The sequence below is a fragment of the Gordonia rubripertincta genome, assembly GCF_038024875.1.
In the GTDB taxonomy this organism is placed as follows: Bacteria; Actinomycetota; Actinomycetes; order Mycobacteriales; family Mycobacteriaceae; genus Gordonia; species Gordonia rubripertincta.
In genome coordinates this window covers 503830-527011 of record NZ_CP136136.1, presented here as the reverse complement: position 1 = coordinate 527011, position 23182 = coordinate 503830, and the positions used below count along the sequence as shown (strand labels likewise).

General features: G+C 69.2%; 19 protein-coding genes and 3 pseudogenes. 14 read left to right on the top strand and 8 right to left on the bottom strand.

Features of this window, described 5'->3' with window-relative positions; genetic code table 11:
• Positions 1 to 56: 56 nt before the first annotated feature.
• From RVF83_RS02260 to RVF83_RS02245, 4 genes and pseudogenes are all read right to left on the bottom strand, one after another.
• Positions 57 to 1250, bottom strand: coding sequence for a M24 family metallopeptidase (locus RVF83_RS02260; protein WP_006360981.1), 1194 nt, complete (start codon positions 1248 to 1250; stop codon positions 57 to 59).
• A gap of 56 nt (positions 1251 to 1306) precedes the next feature.
• Positions 1307 to 2776 carry an NAD-dependent succinate-semialdehyde dehydrogenase gene (locus RVF83_RS02255; protein WP_341262025.1) on the bottom strand — a complete coding sequence of 490 codons (1470 nt, stop codon included), beginning with the start codon at positions 2774 to 2776 and terminating at the stop codon, positions 1307 to 1309.
• A gap of 33 nt (positions 2777 to 2809) precedes the next feature.
• Entirely contained in the window at positions 2810 to 5872 is a 3063-nt protein-coding gene (locus RVF83_RS02250; protein ID WP_005197926.1) for an FAD-binding and (Fe-S)-binding domain-containing protein, read from the bottom strand.
• Positions 5873 to 5876: 4 nt separating this feature from the next.
• A pseudogene (locus tag RVF83_RS02245) lies at positions 5877 to 7185 on the bottom strand (aspartate aminotransferase family protein).
• Between the two features lie 87 nt (positions 7186 to 7272).
• On the opposite strand from RVF83_RS02245, the gene RVF83_RS02240 reads away from it, so the two are divergent.
• The 4 genes from RVF83_RS02240 to RVF83_RS02225 all read left to right on the top strand — a co-directional run bounded on the left by RVF83_RS02240 (position 7273) and on the right by RVF83_RS02225 (position 10616).
• On the top strand, positions 7273 to 8289 hold the full coding sequence (locus tag RVF83_RS02240; protein ID WP_039880330.1) for a D-2-hydroxyacid dehydrogenase: 1017 nt from the start codon (positions 7273 to 7275) through the stop codon (positions 8287 to 8289).
• 46 nt (positions 8290 to 8335) lie between these two features.
• Positions 8336 to 9256 (top strand): hypothetical protein, encoded by a 921-nt coding sequence (locus tag RVF83_RS02235; protein WP_005197921.1) that lies wholly within the window; start codon positions 8336 to 8338, stop codon positions 9254 to 9256.
• Positions 9257 to 9355: 99 nt separating this feature from the next.
• Positions 9356 to 9937 (top strand): orotate phosphoribosyltransferase, encoded by a 582-nt coding sequence (pyrE, locus tag RVF83_RS02230; RefSeq protein WP_005197919.1) that lies wholly within the window; start codon positions 9356 to 9358, stop codon positions 9935 to 9937.
• Positions 9930 to 10616 (top strand): TrmH family RNA methyltransferase, encoded by a 687-nt coding sequence (locus RVF83_RS02225; RefSeq protein ID WP_005197917.1) that lies wholly within the window; start codon positions 9930 to 9932, stop codon positions 10614 to 10616. The genes pyrE and RVF83_RS02225 overlap by 8 nt, the downstream gene beginning before the upstream one ends.
• A 4-nt stretch (positions 10617 to 10620) precedes the next feature.
• Here the strand turns inward: RVF83_RS02225 and RVF83_RS02220 are convergent.
• Positions 10621 to 11353 (bottom strand): annotated as a pseudogene (locus RVF83_RS02220) (VTT domain-containing protein).
• A gap of 127 nt (positions 11354 to 11480) precedes the next feature.
• On the opposite strand from RVF83_RS02220, the pseudogene RVF83_RS23690 reads away from it, so the two are divergent.
• The 5 genes and pseudogenes from RVF83_RS23690 to fbaA form a co-directional block, all read left to right on the top strand.
• Positions 11481 to 11609 (top strand): annotated as a pseudogene (locus RVF83_RS23690) (FAD-binding protein); the annotation flags it as partial.
• An 83-nt stretch (positions 11610 to 11692) separates the two neighbouring features.
• Positions 11693 to 12634 (top strand): GMC family oxidoreductase N-terminal domain-containing protein, encoded by a 942-nt coding sequence (locus RVF83_RS02215; RefSeq protein WP_005197915.1) that lies wholly within the window; start codon positions 11693 to 11695, stop codon positions 12632 to 12634.
• Positions 12634 to 13125, top strand: a complete 492-nt coding sequence (locus RVF83_RS02210; protein ID WP_005197913.1) for a GMC oxidoreductase — start codon at positions 12634 to 12636, stop codon at positions 13123 to 13125. Before RVF83_RS02215 ends, RVF83_RS02210 begins: the two co-directional genes overlap by 1 nt.
• Positions 13122 to 13574: a hypothetical protein gene (locus RVF83_RS02205; protein WP_005197911.1), complete on the top strand. Its 453-nt coding sequence runs from the start codon at positions 13122 to 13124 to the stop codon at positions 13572 to 13574. The genes RVF83_RS02210 and RVF83_RS02205 overlap by 4 nt, the downstream gene beginning before the upstream one ends.
• A 170-nt stretch (positions 13575 to 13744) precedes the next feature.
• Positions 13745 to 14782, top strand: a complete 1038-nt coding sequence (gene fbaA, locus RVF83_RS02200; RefSeq protein WP_005197909.1) for a class II fructose-bisphosphate aldolase — start codon at positions 13745 to 13747, stop codon at positions 14780 to 14782.
• Between the two features lie 78 nt (positions 14783 to 14860).
• On the opposite strand, the gene RVF83_RS02195 is transcribed toward fbaA, so the two are convergent.
• From RVF83_RS02195 to RVF83_RS02185, 3 genes are all read right to left on the bottom strand, one after another.
• Positions 14861 to 15436, bottom strand: coding sequence for a hemerythrin domain-containing protein (locus RVF83_RS02195; protein ID WP_247602461.1), 576 nt, complete (start codon positions 15434 to 15436; stop codon positions 14861 to 14863).
• Between the two features lie 255 nt (positions 15437 to 15691).
• Positions 15692 to 16000: a hypothetical protein gene (locus RVF83_RS02190; protein WP_005197903.1), complete on the bottom strand. Its 309-nt coding sequence runs from the start codon at positions 15998 to 16000 to the stop codon at positions 15692 to 15694.
• The gene (locus tag RVF83_RS02185) at positions 15997 to 17913 is read right to left on the bottom strand and encodes a hypothetical protein (RefSeq protein WP_341261991.1); all 1917 of its coding nucleotides are present in this window, start codon (positions 17911 to 17913) and stop codon (positions 15997 to 15999) included. Before RVF83_RS02185 ends, RVF83_RS02190 begins: the two co-directional genes overlap by 4 nt.
• A gap of 310 nt (positions 17914 to 18223) precedes the next feature.
• Here RVF83_RS02185 and RVF83_RS02180 point away from each other — a divergent pair, with 310 nt between their 5' ends.
• The 5 genes from RVF83_RS02180 to RVF83_RS02160 all read left to right on the top strand — a co-directional run bounded on the left by RVF83_RS02180 (position 18224) and on the right by RVF83_RS02160 (position 23181).
• Positions 18224 to 18670, top strand: coding sequence for a DUF3151 domain-containing protein (locus tag RVF83_RS02180; protein ID WP_005197899.1), 447 nt, complete (start codon positions 18224 to 18226; stop codon positions 18668 to 18670).
• A 19-nt stretch (positions 18671 to 18689) separates the two neighbouring features.
• Complete coding sequence (locus tag RVF83_RS02175; protein WP_005197897.1) at positions 18690 to 19811, top strand: FUSC family protein; 1122 nt, start codon at positions 18690 to 18692, stop codon at positions 19809 to 19811.
• 69 nt (positions 19812 to 19880) lie between these two features.
• Positions 19881 to 20792, top strand: a complete 912-nt coding sequence (locus tag RVF83_RS02170) for a cation diffusion facilitator family transporter (protein ID WP_005197895.1) — start codon at positions 19881 to 19883, stop codon at positions 20790 to 20792.
• A gap of 48 nt (positions 20793 to 20840) precedes the next feature.
• A complete protein-coding gene (locus RVF83_RS02165) occupies positions 20841 to 21659 on the top strand; it encodes a polysaccharide deacetylase family protein (protein WP_005197893.1) in 819 nt (272 codons plus the stop codon).
• A 106-nt stretch (positions 21660 to 21765) separates the two neighbouring features.
• Positions 21766 to 23181, top strand: coding sequence for an MFS transporter (locus RVF83_RS02160; protein ID WP_005197891.1), 1416 nt, complete (start codon positions 21766 to 21768; stop codon positions 23179 to 23181).
• Position 23182: the final 1 nt, after the last annotated feature.

Sequence of the window (23182 nt, the reverse complement as noted above, 5' to 3'; positions counted from 1 at the left end):
GCACCTCAGGCAGCAGTTGGGTTGTCGTGTATTCCTTGGGCTTCAGGTGGCGTTGTCTATTTCTGGATCAATTCCCGCGGGAACGACGTGAAACACTCGACGCCGGTGGGGCTCACCCGCACCGATTCGGAGAGCTCGAAACCGTAGTTCTCCATCCACATTCCGCAGACGATGTGGAAGGTCATGTTGGTCTCCAGGATGGTCTCGTCCTCGGAGCGGATGCTGATGGTGCGCTCACCCCAGTCCGGCGGGTACCCGATGCCGATCGAATACCCCAGGCGCGACGGCTTTTCGAGGCCGTACTTGGCCAGGGTCCAGTTCCAGGTGGAGGCGAGTTCGCGTGTCGCCACACCCGGCTTGATCGCCTCGAGGACGTTGTTCAGGCCCTCGGCGGTCGCCTTCGCGACGTAGTCGAGATCCTTGTGTGGAGTGCCCAGCGAGACCGTCCGTGCGAGCGGGCAGTGATACCGGTTGTGGGCGCCGGTCAGCTCGATGACCACCGCCTCGTCCTCGACGAAAGTTCCCTGATGCCAGGTGAGATGAGGGGTGTCGGCCGCCGCGCCGGTGGGCATCATCGGCACGATCGCCGGGTAGTCGCCGCCGTAGTCGGGTGTCCCGGTGATCTGTGCCTGTGAGATCGCCGCCGCCGCATCACACTGCCGCACACCGACGTCGATCGTGTCGATCGCCGCGCGCATGGCCTCCGAACACACCATCCCGGCCTGACGCATCAGCTGGACCTCGGCCTCGGACTTGACCGACCGCACCCAGTTCACGAGCTCGAAGTTGTCGACCAGCTTCCACTCCGGGATCGCATTGTGCAATGCGCGATAGGCCTTGGGGGAGAAGAAGTGCGAGTCCATCTCCAGGCCGACCGATCCGCCACGGGAGGCCGGCGCGATCGCGTGCCGCTGACGGAGTGACCACGCGACCCAGTCGAAAGGATGCACGTGGGGTCGGTGTACGTAGCTCTCCGGGTAGCCGACGATCTGGTCGTCGGGCAGCCATGTGGTGCGGTGCGCACCACGGGCGTCCATCTCCCGGGCGTAGAAGACCATCTCGCCCTCGATCGGGACGAACAGCATCTGCGGGGTGTAGAACGACCACGCGTTGTACCCGATCAGATAGAAGATGTTGGCCGGGTCGGTGACGATGATCGCCGACAACCCCTGACGGTCCATGAGTTCACGGACCTTCGTCAGGCGCTGTTCGTACTCGCTGTCGGTGAACAGCTGAGCACCGAGGTACATGGGCTTGCTACTCCTTGGTCACACGTCGGTGGTCGGGGGATGTTCTGTTCGCGTACTCAGCGGCGGATCGGCGTCGCCGTGTACTTCATGTCGAGGAACTCCTCGATGCCCACGCGGCCACCCTCGCGGCCGAGGCCGGACTCCTTGACACCGCCGAACGGCGCGGCCGGATTCGACACGATGCCCGTGTTGACCCCGACCATACCGGCTTCCAGCGCTGTCGACAGGCGAGCGCAACGGTCGACGTCCTGGCTGAAGAAGTAGGCGACCAGACCCCACGGGGTGTCGTTCGCGAGGGAGATCACCTCGTCGTCGGCAGCCGGATCGAGGGGGTTGTCGGCGTCGCCGAACGGGATGATCGCCGCGACCGGACCGAAGATCTCGTTGCGCACCAGGTCGGCCTCGAGCCCGACACCGGTCAGCACCGTAGGCGGGTAGAAGAAGCCTGGACCCTCCGGCGCCTCCCCGCCGCAGGCCACGGCGGCGCCCTTCGACACCGCGTCGTCGACGAGCGAGGCAACCTTCGCGACGGCCTTGGGTTCGACGAGGGGTCCGACCTGTGTTCCGTCGGCGGCGCCGTCGCCGACCTTCAGTGCGGCCATCTTCGCCGTGAACTGTTCGGTGAACTCGTCGATCACGCTGCGGTGCACGAAGATCCGATTCGCCGCGGTGCACGCCTGACCGGTGTTGCGCATCTTGGCCAGCATGAGTCCGTCGACCGCGCGGGAGATGTCGGCGTCGGCGCACACGATGAACGGGGCATTGCCGCCGAGCTCCATGGAGGTGCGCATGACGGTTCCGGCGGCCTGCCGCAGCAGGGTCTTGCCGACCTCGGTCGAGCCGGTGAAGCTGACCTTGCGGGCGAGCCCGCTGTCCATCCACTCGGTGACCACCGTCGACGGATCGGTGGTGGTCACGACGTTCAGCACGCCGGCGGGCAGACCTGCCTCGACGAGGATGTCGGCGAGGAGAAGGGTGGTCAGCGGGGTGAGTTCGGCGGGCTTGAGAACCATCGTGCAGCCGGCCGCGATGGCCGGCCCGATCTTGCGGGTTCCCATGGCCAGCGGGAAGTTCCACGGCGTGATCAGGATGCAGGGACCGACGGGCTGCCTGCTCACCACGATGCGGGTCCCGCCGTCTCCGGTGGTGGTGTGGTCGCCGCCGATGCGCACGGCCTCCTCGGCGAACCACCGGAAGAACTCGGCGCCGTAGGCAACCTCACCCTTGGCCTCGGCGAGCGGCTTGCCCATCTCGGCCGTCATCACCGAGGCGATCCCGTCGACCCGGCTCATGATGAGTTCGTAGGCGCGGTAGAGGATTTCGCTCCGGTTCCTCGGCGACGTGGCCGCCCATTCCGCCTGATGCGCGGCCGCGGTCTCGAGCGCGCGTCGGGCGTCGGTCGCGTCGGCGTCGGCCACCTCGGCGAGCACCTCGCCGGTCGCGGGATTGAGCACGTCGAACCGGTCGCCGGCGGCGGCCGGAACCCATTCACCGCCGATGAACAGATCGGTGTGGATCGACGAGATGGCGTCGGGGACCTGGGGTGGTGGCGATGGCCGTCATGATCGGGCTCTCCTCGGTTGGTCGGCGGGCGGTCGGGGTCGGGTCGTGGAGGTGAGAAGCTCGGCGAGGTGGACTCCGCGGATCTCGCGTGCGTCGGTCAGTCCGACGTCGACAGCGGCGAGGTGTTCGACCGCCATCGCGCAACTGAATCCGTCGGTGACGACGGGGCGATGCGGGTCGTCGCGCAGCGCGGGTGCGAGTCCGTTCTCGGCGACGGCCATGCTGACCTCGTAGTGGCCCTTCTCGAAGCCGAAGTTGCCCGCGACACCGCAGCATCCGTCGGCGGAGTGCACGGTGACGCCGAGCGCTTCGAGAGCGGCGGTGCCGGTGCGTGCGCCGAAGACCGCGTACTCGTGGCAGTGGGTCTGGAGGGTCACCTCGTCCGGAAGGGGCGGCGGTTGCCATCCTGCGTCGAGGAGGGTCGGGAGGTGGGCGGCGAAGCTGCGTACCCGGGCGGCGACGCGACGCGCGCTGTCGGTGGGTACCAGTTCGGGCAGATCCTTGGCCAGTGCCGCAGCGCAACTCGGCTCGGGCACCACGATGGGCCGGTCGGTGCCGTCGTCGAGATTCGCGGCGGTGCGTCGAAGAGTCTTGCGCGCCTTGCCCAACTGCCCGGTGGAGATCCAGGTGAGGGCGCAGCAATTGTCCGCCGAACAACCGACCTGCTCGCCCGTCGCGCCCAGTACCTCCGCGGCGGCGGCGGCCACCCGCGGGCGGAAGGCGCGGGTGAACGAGTCGACGAACAGGATGACCTGCGAGGTCGGGGACACCGGGGCGAGATCGGCGAGATGCGCCTTGCGGGCGCGCCGGGTCGCGAAAGCCGGCATCGTCCGACGAGGGTCGAGGCCGCCGGCGCGTGCGGCCAGACCGCTGATCTTCGACGACAGCGCGCGATTGATCAGCGGCGCAGCCGTTCCGGCCGCCGACAGCCAGGCCGGCATCCAGCCCAGGGAGTAGTGCGACAGCGGGCGCAGACGGCGGCGGTAGTGGTGGTCGAGGAACTCCGACTTGTAGGTGGCCATGTCGACGCCGGTCGGGCAGTCCGTCGAACATGCCTTGCAGGACAAGCACAATTCGAGAGCGTCGGCGACCTCGGGTGAACGCCAGCCCTCGTCGACCGATGGGGCGGTGCGCATCATGTCCTGGAGGACGCGGGCCCGACCCCGCGTCGAGTCCTTCTCGTCGCGGGTCGCCCGGTAGCTGGGGCACATGACGCCGCCGGTGTCGGCGCGGCACCGGCCGACGCCGATGCAGCCCTGGACGGCGTGGACGAACGGATCGAGGAGCGGGAGCTCGTGAGAACCGCCCCTGGCCTCCGCCCCCGAGGGAGCCGCCGCCGACGTATCGTCGCCGGCGCCGCTGCTGAGGGCGGATCTCGGGGTCGTATCTCGGGAGTCGTGGCCGTGGCCGAGGTCGAAGGTGGTCGGCCAGGTGCGCCGGGGGACGTCGGCGAGGGCGAGGTCGGCGGCGATGGACGGCGGGTCGACGATGCTGCCCGGGTTGAGGTTGCCGGTCGGGTCCCAGATCGACTTGAACCGTGCGAAGGCGGCCATCATCGCCGGTGAGTACATGATCGGCAGCAAGGCCGAGCGGGCCCGACCGTCACCGTGCTCGCCCGACAACGAACCTCCGTGACGCACAACGAGTTCCGCGGCGTCGGTGCAGAAGTGTTCCATCACGGCGCGTCCGTCGGGGGTGCGCAGGTCGAACGTGATGCGCACATGCATGCAGCCGGCACCGAAGTGGCCGTACATGACACCGGTGAGACGGTGCCGGTCGAGGAGTTCGGCGAAGTCGTCGAGGTAGTCGGCCAGACGCTCGGGGGCGACCGCCGCATCCTCCCAGCCGGGCCAGGATTCGTAGTCGCCGCCGACGCTTTCGTCGTCGGGGTCGGCCAGGCGCGACGACAGGCCGGCGCCGTCCTCGCGGACGCGCCACAACGCCGTGCGCCGTGCCGGGTCGTCGACGACGGTGGCATCGATCATCCGGCCCTGGCCACGCAGGTGGTCGAGGAGTCGCTTGGCGGTCGCCGGAACGTCGGATTCGCCCTGTGTCTGGGCGCTTTCGGAGTCGATGTCGATGAACAGCCAAGCCGAACCCTCGGGGAGGCCGGCGACCGTGTCCCGGCCGCGGCGCGCTGCCATCGTGGCGACGATCTTGCGGTCGATGCCCTCGATGGCCGACGGTGCGAACGGGAGGATCGCGGGCACATCGCGGGCGGCGTCGGCGGGGGAGTGGTAGCCGACGCAGAGCAGGAGTTGCGAGGTGGCGACCGGGACGAGGCGCACCTTGGCCGACACCACGATCGCGCAGGTCCCCTCGCTCCCGACGAGTGCACGGGCGACGTCGAATCCGTTCTCCGGCAACAAACGTGCGAGGTGATACCCCGAGACCTGGCGGGGGATGGTCTCCAGTTCGGTGCGTAGGATCGCGAGGTTGCTCGACGCGAGTTCTCGCAGCTCGGAGGTGATCTCGGCGGCCCGTGCCACGGCCTTCCGGTCGTGGGAATCGGTGGCGTACAGCCCGTCGCGTGTCGCGGTGAGCAGCATCCCGTCGGCGGTGACGAGGTGGAGTTCGATCACGTGATCGCTGGTGCGTCCGTACCGGACGGAGTGGTTTCCGCAGGCGTCGTTGCCGATCGCCCCGCCCAAGGTCGCCCGTGACGCCGAAGACGGGTCGGGGGCGAAGGTCAGCCGGCCGTCCGTCGCCGACCGTGCCCGGGCCGCCAGAGTGGTGAGCACGATGCCCGAACCGGCCACGGCCGTGCAGGTCTCGGCATCGACCGACACCACCTGATCCAGGTGACGGGACAGGTCGATGACCACGCCGTCGCCGATGGCGTTACCCGCCATCGAGGTACCGCCGCCGCGCACGATCACCGGGACGTCCAGCGCGTGACACCTCGCGACAATCGTGGCGACCTCGCGCGCGGACCGCGGGAAGGTCACGGCCCGCGGCGGGACGCGGTAATTCGAAGCGTCGTAGGAGTATTCGGCCAGACGTCGGGGCGAGGCGTCGGCATCGACGCCGAGATCGGCGAGTTCGTCTGCGATGTCCACCGGCCTAACCTAGTGCGGCGTGCAGCGCCGCGCCGAACCGCGCGACACCGAGGTCGATCTCGTCCGCCGTCACGACCAGTGCGGGGATGAGACGGACGACGTTGGCCGACGGCCCGCAGGTCAGCGTCAACAAGCCCTGAGCCGTGGTCGCCTGCTGCACCGCGACGGCGGCAGGGGCGTCGGGCACCCTGTTACCGGCGGCATCGGTGGTGACGAACTCGATACCGGCCATCAGGCCGAGGCCCCGGACGTCGCCGATGCCCGGGAACGGTGCGCACACCTCCCGCAGGCCGGCGAGCAGCTGCTCTCCGCGCACGCGGGCGTTCTCCACGAGTCCCTCGGCCTCGATGACCTCGAGGGTCGCGATCGCGGCCGCCGCGGCCACGGCATTGCCGCCGTAGGTTCCGCCCTGTGAGCCCGGCCACGCCTTGCTCATCAGCTCGGTCGACGCGGCGATCGCCGAGATCGGGAACCCCGACGCCAGGCCTTTGGCGGTGATGATGATGTCGGGGGTCAGGCCCTCGGCGTGCTGGTGGCCCCAGAACTTGCCGGTGCGACCGAACCCCGCCTGCACCTCGTCGAGGACGAGCAGGATGCCGTGACGGTCGGCCCGCTCGCGGAGGCCCTGCAGGAAACGCGGCGGAGTCGGCAGGTAACCGCCGTCGCCGAGGACCGGCTCGATGAGGAATGCGGCGGTGTCGTTGGGGGCGACGCGCGACTGCAGGAGGTAGTCGAGTTCGCGCAGCGCGAAGTCGACGGCGGTGTCGGTGTCCCAGCCGTAGCGGAAGGCGTACGGGAACGGCGCCATGTGCACGCCGCTCATCAGCGGGGAGAAGCCCGCCGAGAAGCGGGTGCCCGCGGTGGTGAGGCTTGCGGCCGCGACGGTGCGGCCGTGGAATCCGCCCTGGAAGACGATGATGTTCGGCTTCGCGGTCGCCATCCGGGCGAGACGGATCGCGGCCTCGACGGCCTCCGAACCCGAGTTCGCGTAGAAGACGGAGTCCAGACCGGTGGGCAGGACCCCACCCCAGACGCTCGGTCAGCTCGAGCAGCGGCGGGTGCATGACGGTCGTGTACTGGGCGTGGATCACCTTCGCGCACTGGGCCTGCGCGGCCTCGACGACATGCGGGTGGCAGTGGCCGGTACTGGTGACACCGATGCCGGTGGTGAAGTCGAGGTAGTCGCGGCCGTCGGTGCCGTGGATCCAGGACCCCAGCGCATGGTCGACGACGACGGGTGTCGCCTGCTTGAGCGCAGGGCTGAGGGAGGCCGTCTGGTGGGTGCGGGTGGGGGAGTCAACGCCGGCAGTCATGGGTACACCGTGACGGCAGATCGTACGATTGTCAACAATGTGACAGTCGGCGGTGCTCAGGAGAGGTTCTCGGGTTACGGTGGCCGCATGAGCACCCGACGTCCGGTCCTCGCGCTCCTCGGTGCCCCAGGTGTCGCGCCGCCATCGAACCTCGATCGGCTCGCCGAACTCGCCGAGATACGCCATTGCGTCGCAGACGATCTCGCGGACGCACTCCCGGGGGCGGACGTGCTGGTGTTGTGGGACTTCTTCTCTCGGGCGCTCGCCGACAACTGGGGTGAGGCGACCGCGTCGCTGAGGTGGGTGCACGTCTGCGCGGCGGGTGTCGACTCGCTGCTGTTCGACGAGCTGAAGGCGTCCGACGTGGTGGTGACCAATGCACACGGCGTCTTCGACCGGCCCATCGCGGAGTTCGTTCTCGCCTCGATCCTCGCCCGTGACAAGCGATTACACGAGTCGATGAACCTGCAGCGCGATCACGTCTGGAAACACCGCGAGACCGTCGGCACGTCACGGAGTTCGGCCCTCGTCATCGGGACCGGCGGGATCGGCCGTGCCACCGCGCAGCTACTCCGCGCCGTGGGGATGCACGTCGTCGGCGGCGGACGGACCGCGCGGGAGTCCGACCCCGACTTCGGCCGGGTCGTCGCCACCGCCGAACTCGCCGACCATGTCGGCGACTTCGACAACGTCGTCACCATCGCACCGTTGACCCCGCAGACCGCCGGGATGATCGACGCAAACGTGCTCGCGGCGATGAAACCGGGCGCGCATCTGATCAATGTGGGCCGCGGGGAACTGGTCGACGAGGCTGCGCTGATCGACGCGCTGCGGTCGGGGCACCTCGGCGCTGCCTCGCTCGACGTGTTCGCCGCCGAACCGCTGCCCGCCGACAGCGAGCTGTGGGATCTACCCGGCGTCGCGATCTCCGCGCACATGAGCGGCGACGCACTGGGCTGGCGGGAGGCGCTGTCGGAACAGGTCCTGGAGAACCTGCGTCGATACATCGGGCTGAACGACGCCGCCGATGGTGCCGTCCTCGCCGAGACGCTGGTCAACGTCGTCGACAAAGAACGCGGTTACATATCGGCCACACGACGATAGGGCGGATGACGTCGTCGCGGCCCGGCCGATAGTAGGCTGTAGCGCGATGACCACCGTCTATTTCCTGATCGCCGCCGTGGCACTCGCGGGTGCCGGCGTCCTGTTGTGGCTCGACCGTCAGCGGTCGAGCGTTGCGCGGCACCAGCGTGCGATCTGGGGGGATGAGCACGAGTTCAAATTCCGCGAGACGGACACCAAGCTGCGCAAGGTGTTTCGTCGGGCGACGATGAACGCCCCCGATCACGTCGAGGTCCGCGACGTCGCCTACGGCCGCTACGGCGGCGTGGAGACCGTCGTCTTCGATCTCGCCGAGACCGCGACCGTGATCGCCGTCCGCCGATCGTCGCCCTCGCCCGTCGTCGTCGACCTCCGTCACGAGGATGTGCTCGCACCCGCCGAGGAGGACGTCGAACTCCTCGGTGCGATGGGGCCGCGAGTCATGTTCTCCAACAACCTCGACGTCGCCCGTCGTGTGTGCGATCGGCGGATGGTCGCCCTGGCCAACAAGGCCCCGGCGTTCGTCGAAGTGCTGTGGAACGAGGGCAACTGGGCACTCGGCTCGCTGCCGCTGACCAATGATCCCGCGACGCTCAACACCGGCCTCGAGGTGGTCCGACGCTTCGCCGACCTGCTGCGCGTCCTGCCGCCGATGCGCGAACCCGAGGACTCGCCCGATCCTCGCGACCCGCACGGGCCCACGCGTGCCGAACTCGCCGACGAGAAGACCGAGTCGATGCGCGACAAGCGTCGTCGGCAGGCTGCGGCGGCTCCCGCGACGGAGGCCTCCCCGGCCGCCAAACCGACCGTGCCGCCGGTCCGCACGGCGCCGCCGGCGACCGGTACCTCCTCGACGACGGGCCGGGGCATGGCCCCGATGCCGGTCCGCGGGTCCGCGACGCGCAAGTCCGAGGACGCGCCGCGCCGGGCCGAGGACACCGGCGAGCGGCCCAATCGCCACCGCAGCTGACCCGACAGGGCTGATCAGACCCCGTCGCGGACCCCGTAGGGTAATCGTCATCCAATGCACACCGGCCGACCGCCGGAGAGTTCGAGAGTGAGTGGTCGCATGTCCTCGTCAAGCCCGGTTTCCGACGGCACGCCGCCCCAGGTCGACGCTGCGGCGCGGGCACGACTCGCCGAACTGGTCCGCGAACTCGCCGTCGTGCACGGCAAGGTGACGCTGTCCTCCGGCAAGGAGGCCGACTACTACGTCGACCTTCGGCGCGCGACCCTGCATCACGAGGCCTCCCGCCTGATCGGCCGGCTGATGCGCGAGCTGACCGCCGACTGGGACTACGTCGCCGTGGGCGGCCTGACACTCGGCGCCGACCCGGTCGCGACGTCGATCATGCATGCCGACGGCCGTGACATCGACGCCTTCGTGGTGCGCAAGGCCGCGAAGGCCCACGGCATGCAGCGTCGTATCGAAGGACCGGACATCGTCGGGCGCAATGTGCTCGTCGTCGAGGACACCAGCACGACGGGCGCCTCGCCCTCGACCGCGGTGGAGGCCGTGCGCGAGATCGGCGGCGACGTTGTCGGCGTCGCGACCGTCGTCGACCGTGCGACCGGCGCGGATGCGGTCATCACCGGGCTGGGCGTGCCCTACCGCTCGCTGCTCGGTCTGAGCGATCTCGGCCTTGCCTGACACACCCGATCCGCACGCCGGGGTCGCCGGCCCCACCGAGTGGGTGACGGGGCCCCCGGTCGGCGTCGGCCCCTGGTCGGTCGAACACCCTGATGAGCCGATCCCGGACGACGACCACCTCGATCCCGAGCTGCTCGCGAACGGCGACACCCGCAACGTCGTCGACGCGTACCGGTACTGGAAGCGTGAGGCCATCGTCGCCGACATCGACACACGTCGGCACCCGCTGCACGTCGCCATCGAGAACTTCGCCCACGACGCCAACATCGGCACCGTCGTACGTACCGCGAACGCTTTCGCCGTCGCGGCGGTCCACATCGTCGGACGACGCCGCTGGAACCGGCGCGGCGCGATGGTCACCGACCGCTACCAGCATCTGATGCACCATGACACGGTCGGCGACCTGCTCGACTGGGCGCGCGGAGAAGGTCTGTCGGTCGTCGCAGTGGACAACACCCCCGGATCCCGGCCGCTGGAGACCGTGGAACTACCGCGCGAATGCGTGCTGCTGTTCGGTCAGGAAGGTCCGGGCGTGAGCGACGATGCCCAGCGGCAGGCCGACATGACGGTGTCGATCGCGCAGTTCGGGTCGACCCGCAGCATCAACGCCGGCGTCGCCGCCGGGATCGCCATGCACGCATGGGTCCGGCAGCACGCCGATCTGGATCAGGCCTGGTAGGCGCCTACTCAGCCGGGGGAGTGGGCGCGGGGTCCTTCGAAGGTGCCAGGGGCTCCTCCTCGACGACTCCCTTACGGGCACGCAGGATGCGCTTGCCGATCTCCGAGATGATCGGGAGCACCGACACGAGGACGATCAGCAGGAAGATGTAGTCGACGTTGTCTCGGATGAACTCGATCTGGCCGAGGAAGTAACCGAGCAGGGTCACACCCGCGCCCCAGGCGACCGCGCCGATGATGTTGTAGGTCAGGAAGACGGGATACCGCATGCGGGCGGCACCGGCGACCAGCGGCGCGTACGTGCGGACGATCGGCACGAAGCGGGCCAGGATGATCGTGACCGGGCCGTGCTTCTCGAAGAACTCGTGGGCCTCGTTGATGTAGGACTCCTTGAGCACCCGCGCGTTCGGTTTGAACAGGGTGTACCCGAGTTTCTTGCCAATCCAGTACCCGACCTGATCACCCAGGAACGCGGCGATCGGGATGGTGACCAGCAGCACCCCAGAGTGGGGCGAAGGGCTCGATGTCCGACGACTTCGCGGCCACGATCAGGCCTGCGGTGAAGAGCAGGGAGTCGCCCGGCAACAGCGGGAACAGCAGACCCGACTCGATGAACACCACCAAGAGCAGACCCGCCAGCATCCAGGTGCCGAACGAGTTGAGCAGGTTGACCGGGTCCAGGAATCCCGGCAGAAGCGCCAGGTTGGTGGTCGTGGTGGCAAGTGCTGAGTCGATCACGGGATCCCAGAGTACCCACGAATGCGACCTGGGCGGAATCTCGCGACCCCCGCGACGACGAATCGCGCCGTCCACGGGACGATCCCGACCCGCCATCCCGCCCCGCCCGAACTAAGCTCCTCGCAGGATGTCCGGTTCGTCGAACGACCCCTCCCCGCACCCCTCCGCAGCCTCCCACGACACCGCCGACGTGATCGTGGTGGGCAGCGGGTTCGGTGGCGCCGTCGCGGCATTGCGGCTGGCCGAGCAGGGTCGGCGCGTGCTGGTGCTCGAACAGGGGCATCGCACACGCCCGAGGATCTCCTCGCCGCTCGCAGCGACCCGCGCAAGTACCTGTGGATGCCGGAGCTGGGGCTGCGGGGCTTCTTCTGGCAGCGGGTGCTGCGACACGTCGGAATCATCGGCGGCGCAGGTGTGGGAGGCGGCAGCATCGTGTGGGCCGGGGTACTCCTGGAACCCAAAGATGGGTTCTTCACCGACCCCGCCTGGCCCGAGGTGGCCGACGGTTGGCGCGCCCAGCTGACCGAGCACTACCGCACCGCCGCCCGCATGCTCGGGCGGGAGACGACGCGGTTCGTCGGCGAGATGGACCGCCATCTCGAGACCACCGCCGAGAAGATGGGCGCAGGACAGACATACGGCCCCACGCCCATGGCGATCTGGTTCGGTGCGCCCGGTGAGGAGGGCGTGACCGTCCCCGACCCGTTCTTCGGCGGCGAGGGCCCGGATCGCACCGGGTGCCGACTCTGCGGAGCCTGCCTGATCGGCTGCCCGTACGGCAGCAAGAACACCCTGGACCTGAACTATCTGTGGCTCGCCGAGCGTCGGGGAGTCCGGATCCGCCCGGACACCCGCGTCGAGACCGTGGCCGCGATGCCCGAGGGCGGATACGAGGTGCACACCGCCGACGGCGAGGTCCTGCGCGCGGCCGAGGTGGTGCTGGCCGCGGGCGTGCTGGGCACGGTCGAGGTGTTGTTCCGCTCCCGCGAGCAGGGGCTGCTGCCGCACGTCTCACCCCGATTGGGTCACGGGGTGCGCACCAACTCGGAGGCCATCACCGCCGTTCTGGCCGACGATCCGGACGCCGATCTCACCCGAGGCCCGACCATCTCCAGCGAGTTCTATCCGGACGAGGCCACGCACGTCACCCAGAACCGGTACGTCGGCGGCTGGCACATGCGGCTGCAACTCGGCCCGCTGGTCGACGGTGACGTTCCCGCCCGGCGGCGGCGCGCGGCGCTGGCGAGCTCGGCCGCCACCCGTTCCGGCAGCTCCGGCTGATGACCGCGCGCAATTTCATCGAGCGTCTCAGCGTGTTCACGGTGATGCAGAACGTGGAGAACGAGATCCGCCTGGTGATGGACCGCTCCCCGGTCACCCCGTGGCGCCGAGTCCTGCGGTCCCGCACCGGCGGGGGTGCCCCCGCCCCGAGCTACCTGCCGCAGGCCAACGAGGTGGCCCGGCGGTTCGCCGAGTCGGTGGGCGGCCGGCCCCTCAACCTGCTTTTGGAGAGCGTGGGCGGCAAGTCCAGCACCGCGCACGTGCTCGGCGGGGCCGCGATGGGGGCCGACGCCTCCGCCGGCGTGATCGACACCGACCATCAGGTGTTCGGCCATCCCGGGCTCTACGTGGTGGACGGCTCGTCGATCCCGGCGAACGTGGGCGTCAACCCCAGCCTGACCATCACCGCCATGGCCGAGCGGTTCGCCGCCCGCTACCGTGCTCGCCGGACCTCGTCACCCGATCACGCCTCGAGCATCGGAGCACAGTGACCACCATCCTGCCCACCTCCCTGGGTCGCCTGCGCACCCTGTTCTCGGAGACGACGCCCCCGACCACGCTGCCCGCCCCGGGCGACTACCTCATCACCTTCGTGGGACCGGCCCCTCTGAAGGCGGTGGCGCCGCGGGCGATCGCGCTCGGCGGGATGCGGGGCTGGCGCGGGAAGCGGTTCGCCACCGGGGGCGACGCCGTCAACCTGGTCGACGACGCCGACGGCTCCCTCCGCGAGCTGATGCCCATGCAGGTGACGCTCGAGCGCTCATGGCTCGACGGCCGCCCGGTCATCGTGTGTTCGTACGGGCAGGACGGGCCGATGCCGTGGCGGTGGGTCTGCGACGAGTTCCGGGCACTCGACGACCACCGGCTGCTCGGGCTGACCTTCGCCGGCGGCCGGTGGTCCGCGCCGCTGGCCGCGCCGTTGCTGCTCACCCGCGCCTGAGTCGAGGACGGTGCAGGTCCGGGGCCCAATGGTGGGCGCACCCGCCGGTGTGGCACCTGCCATACTGAGGGAAGTCCGGCCGCGGGAAGTCCGGCTGCTCGCCACGGAGAACAACCGACGGCGAGAGAACCCGAACACCAGAGCACATCAACACCCTGGAGGATTCGTCGATGCCCATTGCAACCCCGGAGCAGTACGCAGAGATGTTCGACAAGGCGAAGAAGGGCGGTTACGCATTCCCCGCGATCAACTGCACCTCGTCGTCGACCATCAACGCCGCGATCAAGGGCTTCGCCGACGCCGGCAGTGACGGCATCATCCAGTTCTCGACCGGCGGTGCCGAGTTCGGTTCGGGCCAGGGCGTCAAGGACATGGTGACCGGTGCCGTGGCACTCGCCGAGTTCGCACACGTCGTCGCCGCCAAGTACGACGTCCTCATCGGCCTGCACACCGACCACTGCCCCAAGGACAAGCTGGACACCTACGTGCGTCCGCTGCTGCAGATCTCGCAGGAGCGCGTCGACGCCGGCCAGAACCCGCTGTTCCAGTCGCACATGTGGGACGGAAGCGCCGTGCCGCTCGACGAGAACCTGGAGATCGCCAAGGAGCTCCTCGCCAAGGCGGGCGCGGCCAACATCATCCTGGAGATCGAGATCGGCGTGGTCGGCGGTGAAGAGGACGGCGTCGAGAACGAGATCAACGACAAGCTGTTCACCACGCCCGAGGACTTCGAGAAGACCATCGAGGCACTGGGCGCCAGCGACTCGGGCAACCGCTACCTGCTCGCCGCCACGTTCGGCAACGTCCACGGCGTCTACAAGCCGGGCAACGTCAAGCTGCGTCCCGACGTGCTGAACACCGGCCAGGAGGTTGCCGCCAAGAAGCTGGGTCTTGCCGATGGTGCCAAGCCTTTCGACTTCGTCTTCCACGGCGGCTCGGGCTCGCTGAAGAGCGAGATCGACGAGGCGCTCAGCTACGGCGTGGTGAAGATGAACGTCGACACCGACACCCAGTACGCCTACACCCGTCCGGTCGCCGGCCACATGTTCGGCAACTACGACGGCGTCCTCAAGGTCGACGGCGACGTGGGCAACAAGAAGGTCTACGACCCGCGCAGCTGGTCGAAGAAGGCCGAGGCCAGCATGAGCGAGCGCGTCGTCGAGGCGTGCAACGACCTCAAGTCGAACGGCAAGTCGCTGACCGCCTGATCGTCTGACACTTCTGCCCGCACCCTTGCCAGGGTGCGGGCAGAACTGTTTTCGCGGTCCTGGTCGGTCTCGGCCGGGTCAGCGCCGGTGCTTCCCGGCATGGGAGGTCCTGGTCGCCGGACGCTCGCCCCGCGTCAGCGGCGGGAGGTGCTCGATCGCGCCCGCGGCGGTCGCGACGACGCCACTGGTCGAGCGCGCCGCCGACGACCAGGGTCGGTCACTACGCGCTGCCGCGTCGAGCAGGTCGCGGAAACGATCCAGCGCGGTGAGCGGTGCCGCGGCGATCGCGTTGCCCGGCGGGCGTCGGGCCACCACCGGGTGCGGTCGCGTGGGAGCGGTGGACCGGACGATCTGCGACCACGTGCCCAGGCGCACGAGTTCGTCGCGGTCGGTCGCCTCCTGCAGCCGCGGGAGCAGGACGTCCTCCTCGTCGCGGACATCTTCCCGTAGGAGGCGGGTGATCTCGGCGAACAGCCGATGGTGCTCGTCGGAGTCGGCGTCGAGGGTTTCCAGCGTGGTGAAGAGTTCGTTGATCGCCTGGTGTTCCTTCTCGATCTCCAGCGTGAGCTGCTCACCGTCGGCGAGGCGGCGGCGGATGGCCGGCCACAGCACTGCCTCTTCGGCGAAGGCGTGGGGGAAGACGAGTCGGCACAGCTCGGTGAGAACCGCCTCGCGGTGGTGCCCGTTGGCGCTCTAGGCGGCCTTGATGAGGCGGTCCAGGTCGACGTGGTCCCGCTTCTGGCGACTCAGGACCGAGCGGCGTCCACCCAGTTGGTCTTCGGTCTGGTCGGCCAGTGATCGGAGCATGGCGTTCCTCCCGGGAATTCGGTGGGTGTCACGCAGCGGGCTCGACGTGGGTTCGGTCCGGCGCTTACCCGACACCGGGGAGGCGAAACGACGGTGGCCCGATCAGGAGGTCAGCAACCCGACCATCACCGCCACCGCCAGGGCGATCATCACGAGCGCGGAGACGAGGACCGCGGGATCGGTGCGTGAACCGGAACGTGCACCCGACCTCCGGGGGTGTGTGGGCCGGATACGCCGCGACGGACCGCTCGACACCGGCGCAGGTGTGGGGCGCGGAGGGGTGAAGTAGGCGGGCACGTCCGATCCCTGATCCCGGTAATCCGGCAGGGCATCGAACCCGACCGGGGCCGGGACATGTTGCGGCGGCGGGGTTGTGGTCGACGGGGGACCCCACCCCTGACCGCCGGTCACGTGGGGTTGCACACCTTCCAGGCATCGCCTTCGCGCTGCAGGTTCAGCGTCACGGTCTCGGGGGTCTCCGGCGAGCTCGTGTGCACCGCGACGACCTCGACAACGGCCAGATCGCCGCCCTCGACGACCCGGACGGCGTTGATCGCCTGCGTCTGGACGAGCTCGTTGCGGGCCTTCTGCGCGTCGTAGGTCTTCCGGTAGGCGGCGTCGTCGAAGTCCTCGTAGAAGGCGTGCAGCTCGCCACACGTCACCGACCGCAGGGTCTCGAGATCACCCTCGTACAGCGCGGTCGTGTAGTCCAGCGCGACCTCGGCGGCCTCGTCGGCCGGCGGGGTCGCCGTCATGTTCTGGTAGGCGAAGATGCCGCCGATGGCCGCCACGAGCACCACGAGGAGCGCGACGACGGCGATCAGCGGACCCTTGCCGCGTTTCTTGGTGGCCTTCGACGGCTTGCTGCCGGGGATGACCTGAGGCTGGTGGGTCGTGGTCGTCCACTCACCGGTCGACGGTGCGGTGACCGCGGGCTCGGGGACGGTGTCGGTGCGCTCGTCCGGCGTCGCAGCCTTCGCGCCGGCAGCAGCCGCGCCCGCAGCGGCTGCAGCTGCAGCAGGGATGACCTTCGTGGCGGCATCGGAGTCGTCCGCGGGCTCGTCCTCCGGCGCAGCCGTCGCGGGGTCGTCCTCGACTTTCGCCAGGGACATCGCCTCGGTGGGTGCCTCGGCCGGCACCTCGTCGTCGGTTCCGGTGTCGCCGGCCGCGTCGGCATCGACGGTCTCGGGCTCGGTGACCTCGGGTTCTGCTTTTTCTGGCTCTGCTTCTTCGGACTCCGCGACCTCGGGTTCGGTCGGCTCGGGTTCAGCTGTGGGTTCCTCGACCTCGTCGGCGGCGTCGACCGCATCCTCGGTCCCGGTGGCGGCCGCGTCGGCGTCCTCGGCGTCGTCTGCCGCCGGGCCTGATTCCGCGTCGGCGACGGGTTCTTCGCTCTCGGCCGCGGCGTCGACCTGGTCGGCCTCGTCAGGGGTCGCCTCGTCGGCCTCGTCGGTGCCACCGGCGGCAGTACCGACGGCTGTCGCGCCCACGGCGCCGGCCGCGACCGCAGCTGCGCCCGCCCCGGATCCGTCGGTCTCGTCGGTCTCCGCCTCGTCGGTGGCTTCCGCCGTCCCCGTCTCGACCGCGCCCGTCTCGACCGTGCCCGGCTCTTCTGCGTCCGTCGACTCCGCGGTGACGTCCTGCTCCGCAGGCTCGTCGGCCGCGATCTCGGCGGGTTCCTCGGGCTCGGCTTCCGGCTCGGGCTCGGCTTCCGGCTCGGGCGCCGCGGAGGTCACGTCGATGTCGTCGAGATCCTCGAGCTCGCTCGGGTCCGGGAGGTCCTCACGGCGGATGACGGTGGTCTGGGAGTCGCTCGGCCCCAGACGGGCGGGCTTGCTCACCGGCTCGGCCGGCGTCTCCTCGGTGACGGACGTGTCTGGATCGGGAGTGTCCGCGTCGTCGGTGCCGAGTGGGTCGATCGAGTCCAGATCCTCGAGATCCTCCGGCGACGGCAGGTTGTCCCGGCTGATGATCTGGGTCGCACCGTCGATCCCGCGCCCACCCTTGGGCTTCGGCGCCGTGGCCGGTGCCTTCCGCGCGGGGGTCTGCGCGTCAGAAGAGTCTTTGCCGGTGTCCGCTGCGTCGTCGGCCCGGTTCTCGGCGGTGTCGTTCTGGGGTGGGATCGTCCACGGCTGGCTCGTGGCCCTCTCTGCTGGTGCTCTGGTTCTCGGCGTCGTCGCCGGTCCGAACAGTATCCGGGGTGGTGTCCGCGGTGTCCGGACGAGATCCGGCTTCCGTCGCGGGTTCGGGCGGCCGCGACGGGGCGGTGGCCGGTGTCTCGCCGGGACCTGCGTCGGGCCGGCCGGAGGGGTCTCGACGTGCACCGGCGCCACCTGGGGCGGACGAACCGGGCCCGGTGGCGGAACCCGATTGACCGTTGCGTCGTGCACGACGTTCGTCCCGAACCTGGCGCAGCGTCGAAAGTGCTTTGGTGACAGCGGCTCTCGGCTTGTCGGATCGAGCCATCGACTGATCACCCCGCATTCTGCCCATCGCATGGTTTCGGTCCGGCCACCGAGTAGCCCGGTGGCAGGACCGATTGCGCCATTCACCCTAGCGAATCGTCGGCAGGTCCAGCACTACGGCGTTCGGTCGATACGCTCACCCGAGCGGGCTCGATGCTTGAATGGGTACATGACGTCTTTCGGAGATCTCCTCGGCCCGCAACCGGTTCTGCTCACCGGCGACGACGACGCCGAGTCGGACCTGCTCAACGGGGCAGTCCCGGCCGAGGTCGCGGCCGCCCATCCCACCGCCTCCATCGCCTGGGCCTATCTCGCCGAGGCGGCGCTCGAGACCTCGACCGCAGCCGGCGAGGCCGGTGACACCGGTGCGGTCATCGCCGCCTACGCCTACGCGCGAACCGGCTACCACCGCGGGCTCGACCAGCTGCGTCGCCATGGGTGGAAGGGCTTCGGTCCCGTCCCGTGGAGCCACGAACCCAACCGCGGCTTTCTGCGATGCGTCGGTGCTCTCGCCCGGGCCGCCGAACTGATCGGGGAAGAGGACGAGCACCTGCGCTGCCTCGACCTCCTCAACGACAGCGACCCCAGGGCGGCCGCCGAGCTCGGCCTGGTCTGATCGACCCGCGACTCGTCGAATGTCGGCAGCCGCGAGCGCATGGTTCCCGCGCAGGGTCTACGACTCCCTGCCCGCGACTCTGAGGCGACGCCTCCGTCGTCTGAAGGTCTCCCTGATCCCGATCATCCAGTGTGCGCTGGCGGCGGGAATCGCCTGGTGGGTCGCGACGCACGTCTTCGCGCATCCGGACCCGTTCTTCGCGCCCATTGCGGCGGTCATCTCGTTGGGACTGGGCCTGGGACGCCGCTGGCGTCGGTCGGTCGAACTCGTCGGCGGTGTCGCGATCGGCATCCTCGTCGGAGACCTTTTCATCGGCTGGGTCGGCGAGGGAGCCTGGCAGGTCATGGTCGTCGTCGTCCTGGCGATGTCGCTGGCGGTCGTGCTCGATGACGGACTGCTGATCCCCATGCAGGCGGCGTCGTCGGCGGTCCTGGTCGCGACCCTGCTGCCGCCCGGCGGTGTCGCCGGGTTCCATCGGGCGCTCGACGCGCTGATCGGTGGGGTCCTCGGAATTCTCGTGGCCGCGTTGTTCCCGGTGAACCCGGCCAACCGGGCACGGGAGGATGCGGCGGGGGTTCTCCTGACCATCCGCGACGCGGCGCGGTCGGTCGCTGCGGGTTTGCGTGCGGGAGACGCGGATACGATCGCCGCGGCGCTCGAGGCCGCGCGCGGGACGCAGGCGGCCATCAACAACATGCGTGCCGACATGACCGGTGGCCGGGAGGTCACCCGGATCTCGCCGCTGTACTGGGGTTCGCGCGACCGTCTCGACCGGCTGGTGAGAACCGCGGATCCGATCGACAATGCGGTCCGCAACTTCCGGATCATCGCCCGTCGGTCCCTGGCCGTCACGCAGCGTGGTGAGCGGGTGCAACCGGCGATCATCGAGATCATCGAAGACGTGGGCGGCGCGTTCGAGGTGCTGCGGGAGATGATGCTCGCCGATCCCGGAGAAGACCCCGATCCCGTCGAGGCCGCACGCGTCATCCGCTCGATCGTGCGGAAGGCGCCGACCGACCTGGCCGTCAACAGCCACCTCTCCGAGGCCGCGCTGCTCGCGGAGATCCGCTCCCTGCTCGTCGACCTGCTGATGATCGCCGGCCTGCGCCGCTCGTCGGCGCTCGCCACGCTGCGAAGCTGAGACGGACTCGCGGGCACGCGGTGGGTCTGTTGCCACATATGCGAACTTCCGCATATATTTACCGCCATCATGGGTCACTCACATTCGCATTCCCACACCCCCGGCGCCGGTGCCGCAGGGGAGCGGCGGCTGTGGCCGATGGTGCTGGCGGTCGCGCTCATCGGCGGATTCTTCGTCGTGGAGCTCGTCACCGGCATCCTGGTCAACTCGCTCGCCCTGATCGCCGACGCGGGGCACATGCTCACCGATGTCGTCGCACTGATCATGGGTCTGATCGCGCTGCTGCTGGGTCGTCACGGCCGGACCACCGACACCCGTAGCTTCGGCTGGCATCGGGCCGAGGTGTTCACGGCCGTCGCCAACGCGGTCCTGCTCATCGGGGTCGCGGCCTTCGTCTTGATCGAGGCCATCGAGCGCATCGGCAACGATCCCCAGGTCCCCGGCCTGACGCTGATCATCGTCGCCCTGCTGGGTCTGGCGGTGAACCTCATGGTGATGCTCCTGCTCCGCGCCGATGCGAAGGAGTCCATCGCCGTCCGCGGCGCCTACCTCGAGGTCCTGGCCGACGCCGTCGGCAGCGTCGGGGTCCTGATGGCCGGCATCGTCGCGCTGACCACCGGCTGGGGTTACGCCGACATCGTGGTCGCGGTCCTCATCGCCCTGTGGGTGGTGCCGCGTGCGCTCCGGCTGGCGATCGACGCGTTGCGCATCCTCAACCAGCAGGCCCCCGCCCACATCGATGTGGAGACGCTGCGCTCCGACCTCGCCGGAATCCCCACCGTCGACGATGTCCACGACCTGCACGTCTGGACGCTGACCACCGGCATGGACGTCGCCACCGTGCACCTGGGCAGCACCCGGCCCAATTCGGAGGTGCTGCCCGCCGCGCAGGCCGTCCTGGCCCGTCACGGGCTCGAGCACGCCACGGTTCAGGTGGACAACGACGATCAAGGGCGATGTCGTGACGAGATGACGTGGTGAGCCTGCATCGATGAGTCGAAAATGTCGGTTATGCCTTAAATTGCCGGCATGGAACGACGCGATCTCCTCGCGATACTCGCGGCCGGCACGGTGGGAGCCCTGACCGCGAACACGCTGGCCGGTTGCGCCTCGCCGGTCCCGGCCGCCGAGATCATGCCCTCGACCCCGCCCACACCCACGGCGCCCAGCTCGATCACGCCGTCGGTGTCACCCGCGGGCCTGCTGCCCCCGGCGGTCGGCACGCGCCACCCGTTGCCCGGCGAGCCGATCACCGGCCTGCCCGGCAAGGGTCGGCACATCGCGCTCACGGTCGACGACGGTGCCAGCTCGGAGGTCATCGGCGCCTACGTGAAGTTCGCCCAGGACACCGGCGCACGCTTCACCTTCTTCGTGACCGGATCGTTCGACGGCTGGACCGACCACCGGGCGGATCTGCGGCCGCTCGTCGAGTCCGGGCAGATCCAGCTTGGCAACCACACCTGGACACATCCGGCGCTCACCGAGCTCTCGGCCAAGGGCATCGCCGACGAACTGGGCCGGACCAAACGGTTCCTGAAAAACCAGTACGGCGTTGACGGCACGCCCTACTACCGCCCGCCCTTCGGCTATCACAACGCGTCGGTGGACGCCGTGGCCGCCGACCTCGGCTACACCATGCCGACGCTCTGGTACGGGTCACTGTCGGACTCCGGCCTGATCACCGAGAAGTACCTCGTGCAGTGCGCACGCAAATACTTCCGGCCGCAGACCGTAGTGATCGGCCACGCCAACCACGACCCCGTCACCAAGGTCTATCCGAAGCTCGTCGACATCATCCGTCAACGAAAGCTGCGCATGGTGACCCTCGACGACTACTTCGCGTCCTGACCCCGCAGAACGGAACCTGCCGTCCCGTGCAAGTGCGCGACGGTTTTCGCTCACGCTGATTCGTAGTCGCCGAGAGACGGCGCGTCGCCGATACCGTTGGGCGGTCATGGCCTCCTCTCTGCAGACTTCCGCGACCCCGACGGCTCACGAGACCGACGCCGAGCGCCGCAAGCGACTCCGCACGGTCGTGGCCGCGAGTCTCCTCGGCACCACCGTCGAGTGGTACGACTTCTTCCTCTACGCGACCGCCGCGAGCCTGGTGTTCAACCAGCTGTTCTTCCCGGACCAGAGTTCCTTCGTCGGAACCCTGCTGTCGTTCGCGACCTTCGCGGTCGGGTTCGTCGTCCGGCCGATCGGCGGCGTGATCTTCGGGCACATCGGCGACCGGATCGGCCGCAAGCGAACCCTCGCCATCACGATGGTCATGATGGGCATCGCCACCGCGCTCATGGGTGTGCTGCCGACCGCGGAGGCCGTCGGCGTCGTCGCCCCGATCCTGCTTTTGCTGTTGCGCATCGTGCAGGGCTTCGCGCTCGGCGGCGAGTGGGCCGGGGCCGTGCTGCTCGCGGTCGAGCACAGCCCCGACCGCAGGCGCGGTCTGTTCGGCAGCATCCCGCAGATCGGGCTCGCCCTCGGCCTCGCACTCGGTACGGGTGTGTTCGCCCTGCTCCAGGTGGCGCTCGACGACGACGCGTTCCTGACCTACGGCTGGCGCATCGCCTTCCTCGTGAGCATCGTGCTCGTCGTCATCGGATTCGTGGTGCGGCTCAAGGTCGACGAGACGCCGGCCTTCGCCGAGGTCGCCGAACTCGCGCAGAAGTCCACCGCACCGATCCGCGAGGTCGTGCTCCCGCCGAATACCCGCAACACCGTGCTGGGCCTGCTCGCACGGTGGGGCGAGGGGTCGGCTTTCAACACCTGGGGTGTCTTCGCGATCGCTTATGCGACCAGCGAACTCGACATGGAGAAGGTACCGATCCTGGTGGCCGTGACCATCGCATCGCTCGTGATGGCGGTGCTGCTCCCGGTCTCCGGAAAGCTCACCGACCGGTACGGCGCCAAACCGGTCTACCTCGCCGGCATGACCGCCTACGGGCTGTCGGTCTATCCGGTGTTCGCTCTCTTCGGTACCGAGAACCTCGTCTGGTTCACCGTCGCGCTCGTGATCGTGTTCGGCGTGATCCACGCCCTGTTCTACGGCGCCCAGGGCACGCTGTTCGCCAGCCTGTACCCGACCCGGGTCCGCTACACCGGTCTGTCGGTGGTCTACCAGTTCTCCGGCATCTACGCCTCGGGCCTGACCCCGCTGATCCTGACCGCACTGATCGGTGCCGCCTCCGGATCGCCGTGGCTGTCCGCCGGCTACCTCGCGCTCACGGCGGTGATCAGTGTCGTCGCGACATCGTTGATCCGCCGCGACGACCTGTACCTGACGACCGGCCACGACGCCGAGGTCGAGGCCGCAGCCAAGGCCGCCGGGGACGCGACCGCCCCCACCCGGACGCCGACCCCGGTCGCCTGAC

Bases quoted from the DNA above. Each gene is read 5' to 3' on its own strand.
- RVF83_RS02260 (WP_006360981.1), bottom strand. From the start codon at position 1,250: ATGTACCTCGGTGCTCAGCTGTTCACCGACAGCGAGTACGAACAGCGC.
- RVF83_RS02240 (WP_039880330.1), top strand. From the start codon at position 7,273: ATGAGCACCCGACGTCCGGTCCTCGCGCTCCTCGGTGCCCCAGGTGTC.
- RVF83_RS02235 (WP_005197921.1), top strand. From the start codon at position 8,336: ATGACCACCGTCTATTTCCTGATCGCCGCCGTGGCACTCGCGGGTGCC.
- pyrE (WP_005197919.1), top strand. From the start codon at position 9,356: ATGTCCTCGTCAAGCCCGGTTTCCGACGGCACGCCGCCCCAGGTCGAC.
- RVF83_RS02215 (WP_005197915.1), top strand. From the start codon at position 11,693: ATGCCGGAGCTGGGGCTGCGGGGCTTCTTCTGGCAGCGGGTGCTGCGA.
- RVF83_RS02210 (WP_005197913.1), top strand. From the start codon at position 12,634: ATGACCGCGCGCAATTTCATCGAGCGTCTCAGCGTGTTCACGGTGATG.
- fbaA (WP_005197909.1), top strand. From the start codon at position 13,745: ATGCCCATTGCAACCCCGGAGCAGTACGCAGAGATGTTCGACAAGGCG.
- RVF83_RS02180 (WP_005197899.1), top strand. From the start codon at position 18,224: ATGACGTCTTTCGGAGATCTCCTCGGCCCGCAACCGGTTCTGCTCACC.
- RVF83_RS02175 (WP_005197897.1), top strand. From the start codon at position 18,690: ATGTCGGCAGCCGCGAGCGCATGGTTCCCGCGCAGGGTCTACGACTCC.
- RVF83_RS02170 (WP_005197895.1), top strand. From the start codon at position 19,881: ATGGGTCACTCACATTCGCATTCCCACACCCCCGGCGCCGGTGCCGCA.
- RVF83_RS02165 (WP_005197893.1), top strand. From the start codon at position 20,841: ATGGAACGACGCGATCTCCTCGCGATACTCGCGGCCGGCACGGTGGGA.
- RVF83_RS02160 (WP_005197891.1), top strand. From the start codon at position 21,766: ATGGCCTCCTCTCTGCAGACTTCCGCGACCCCGACGGCTCACGAGACC.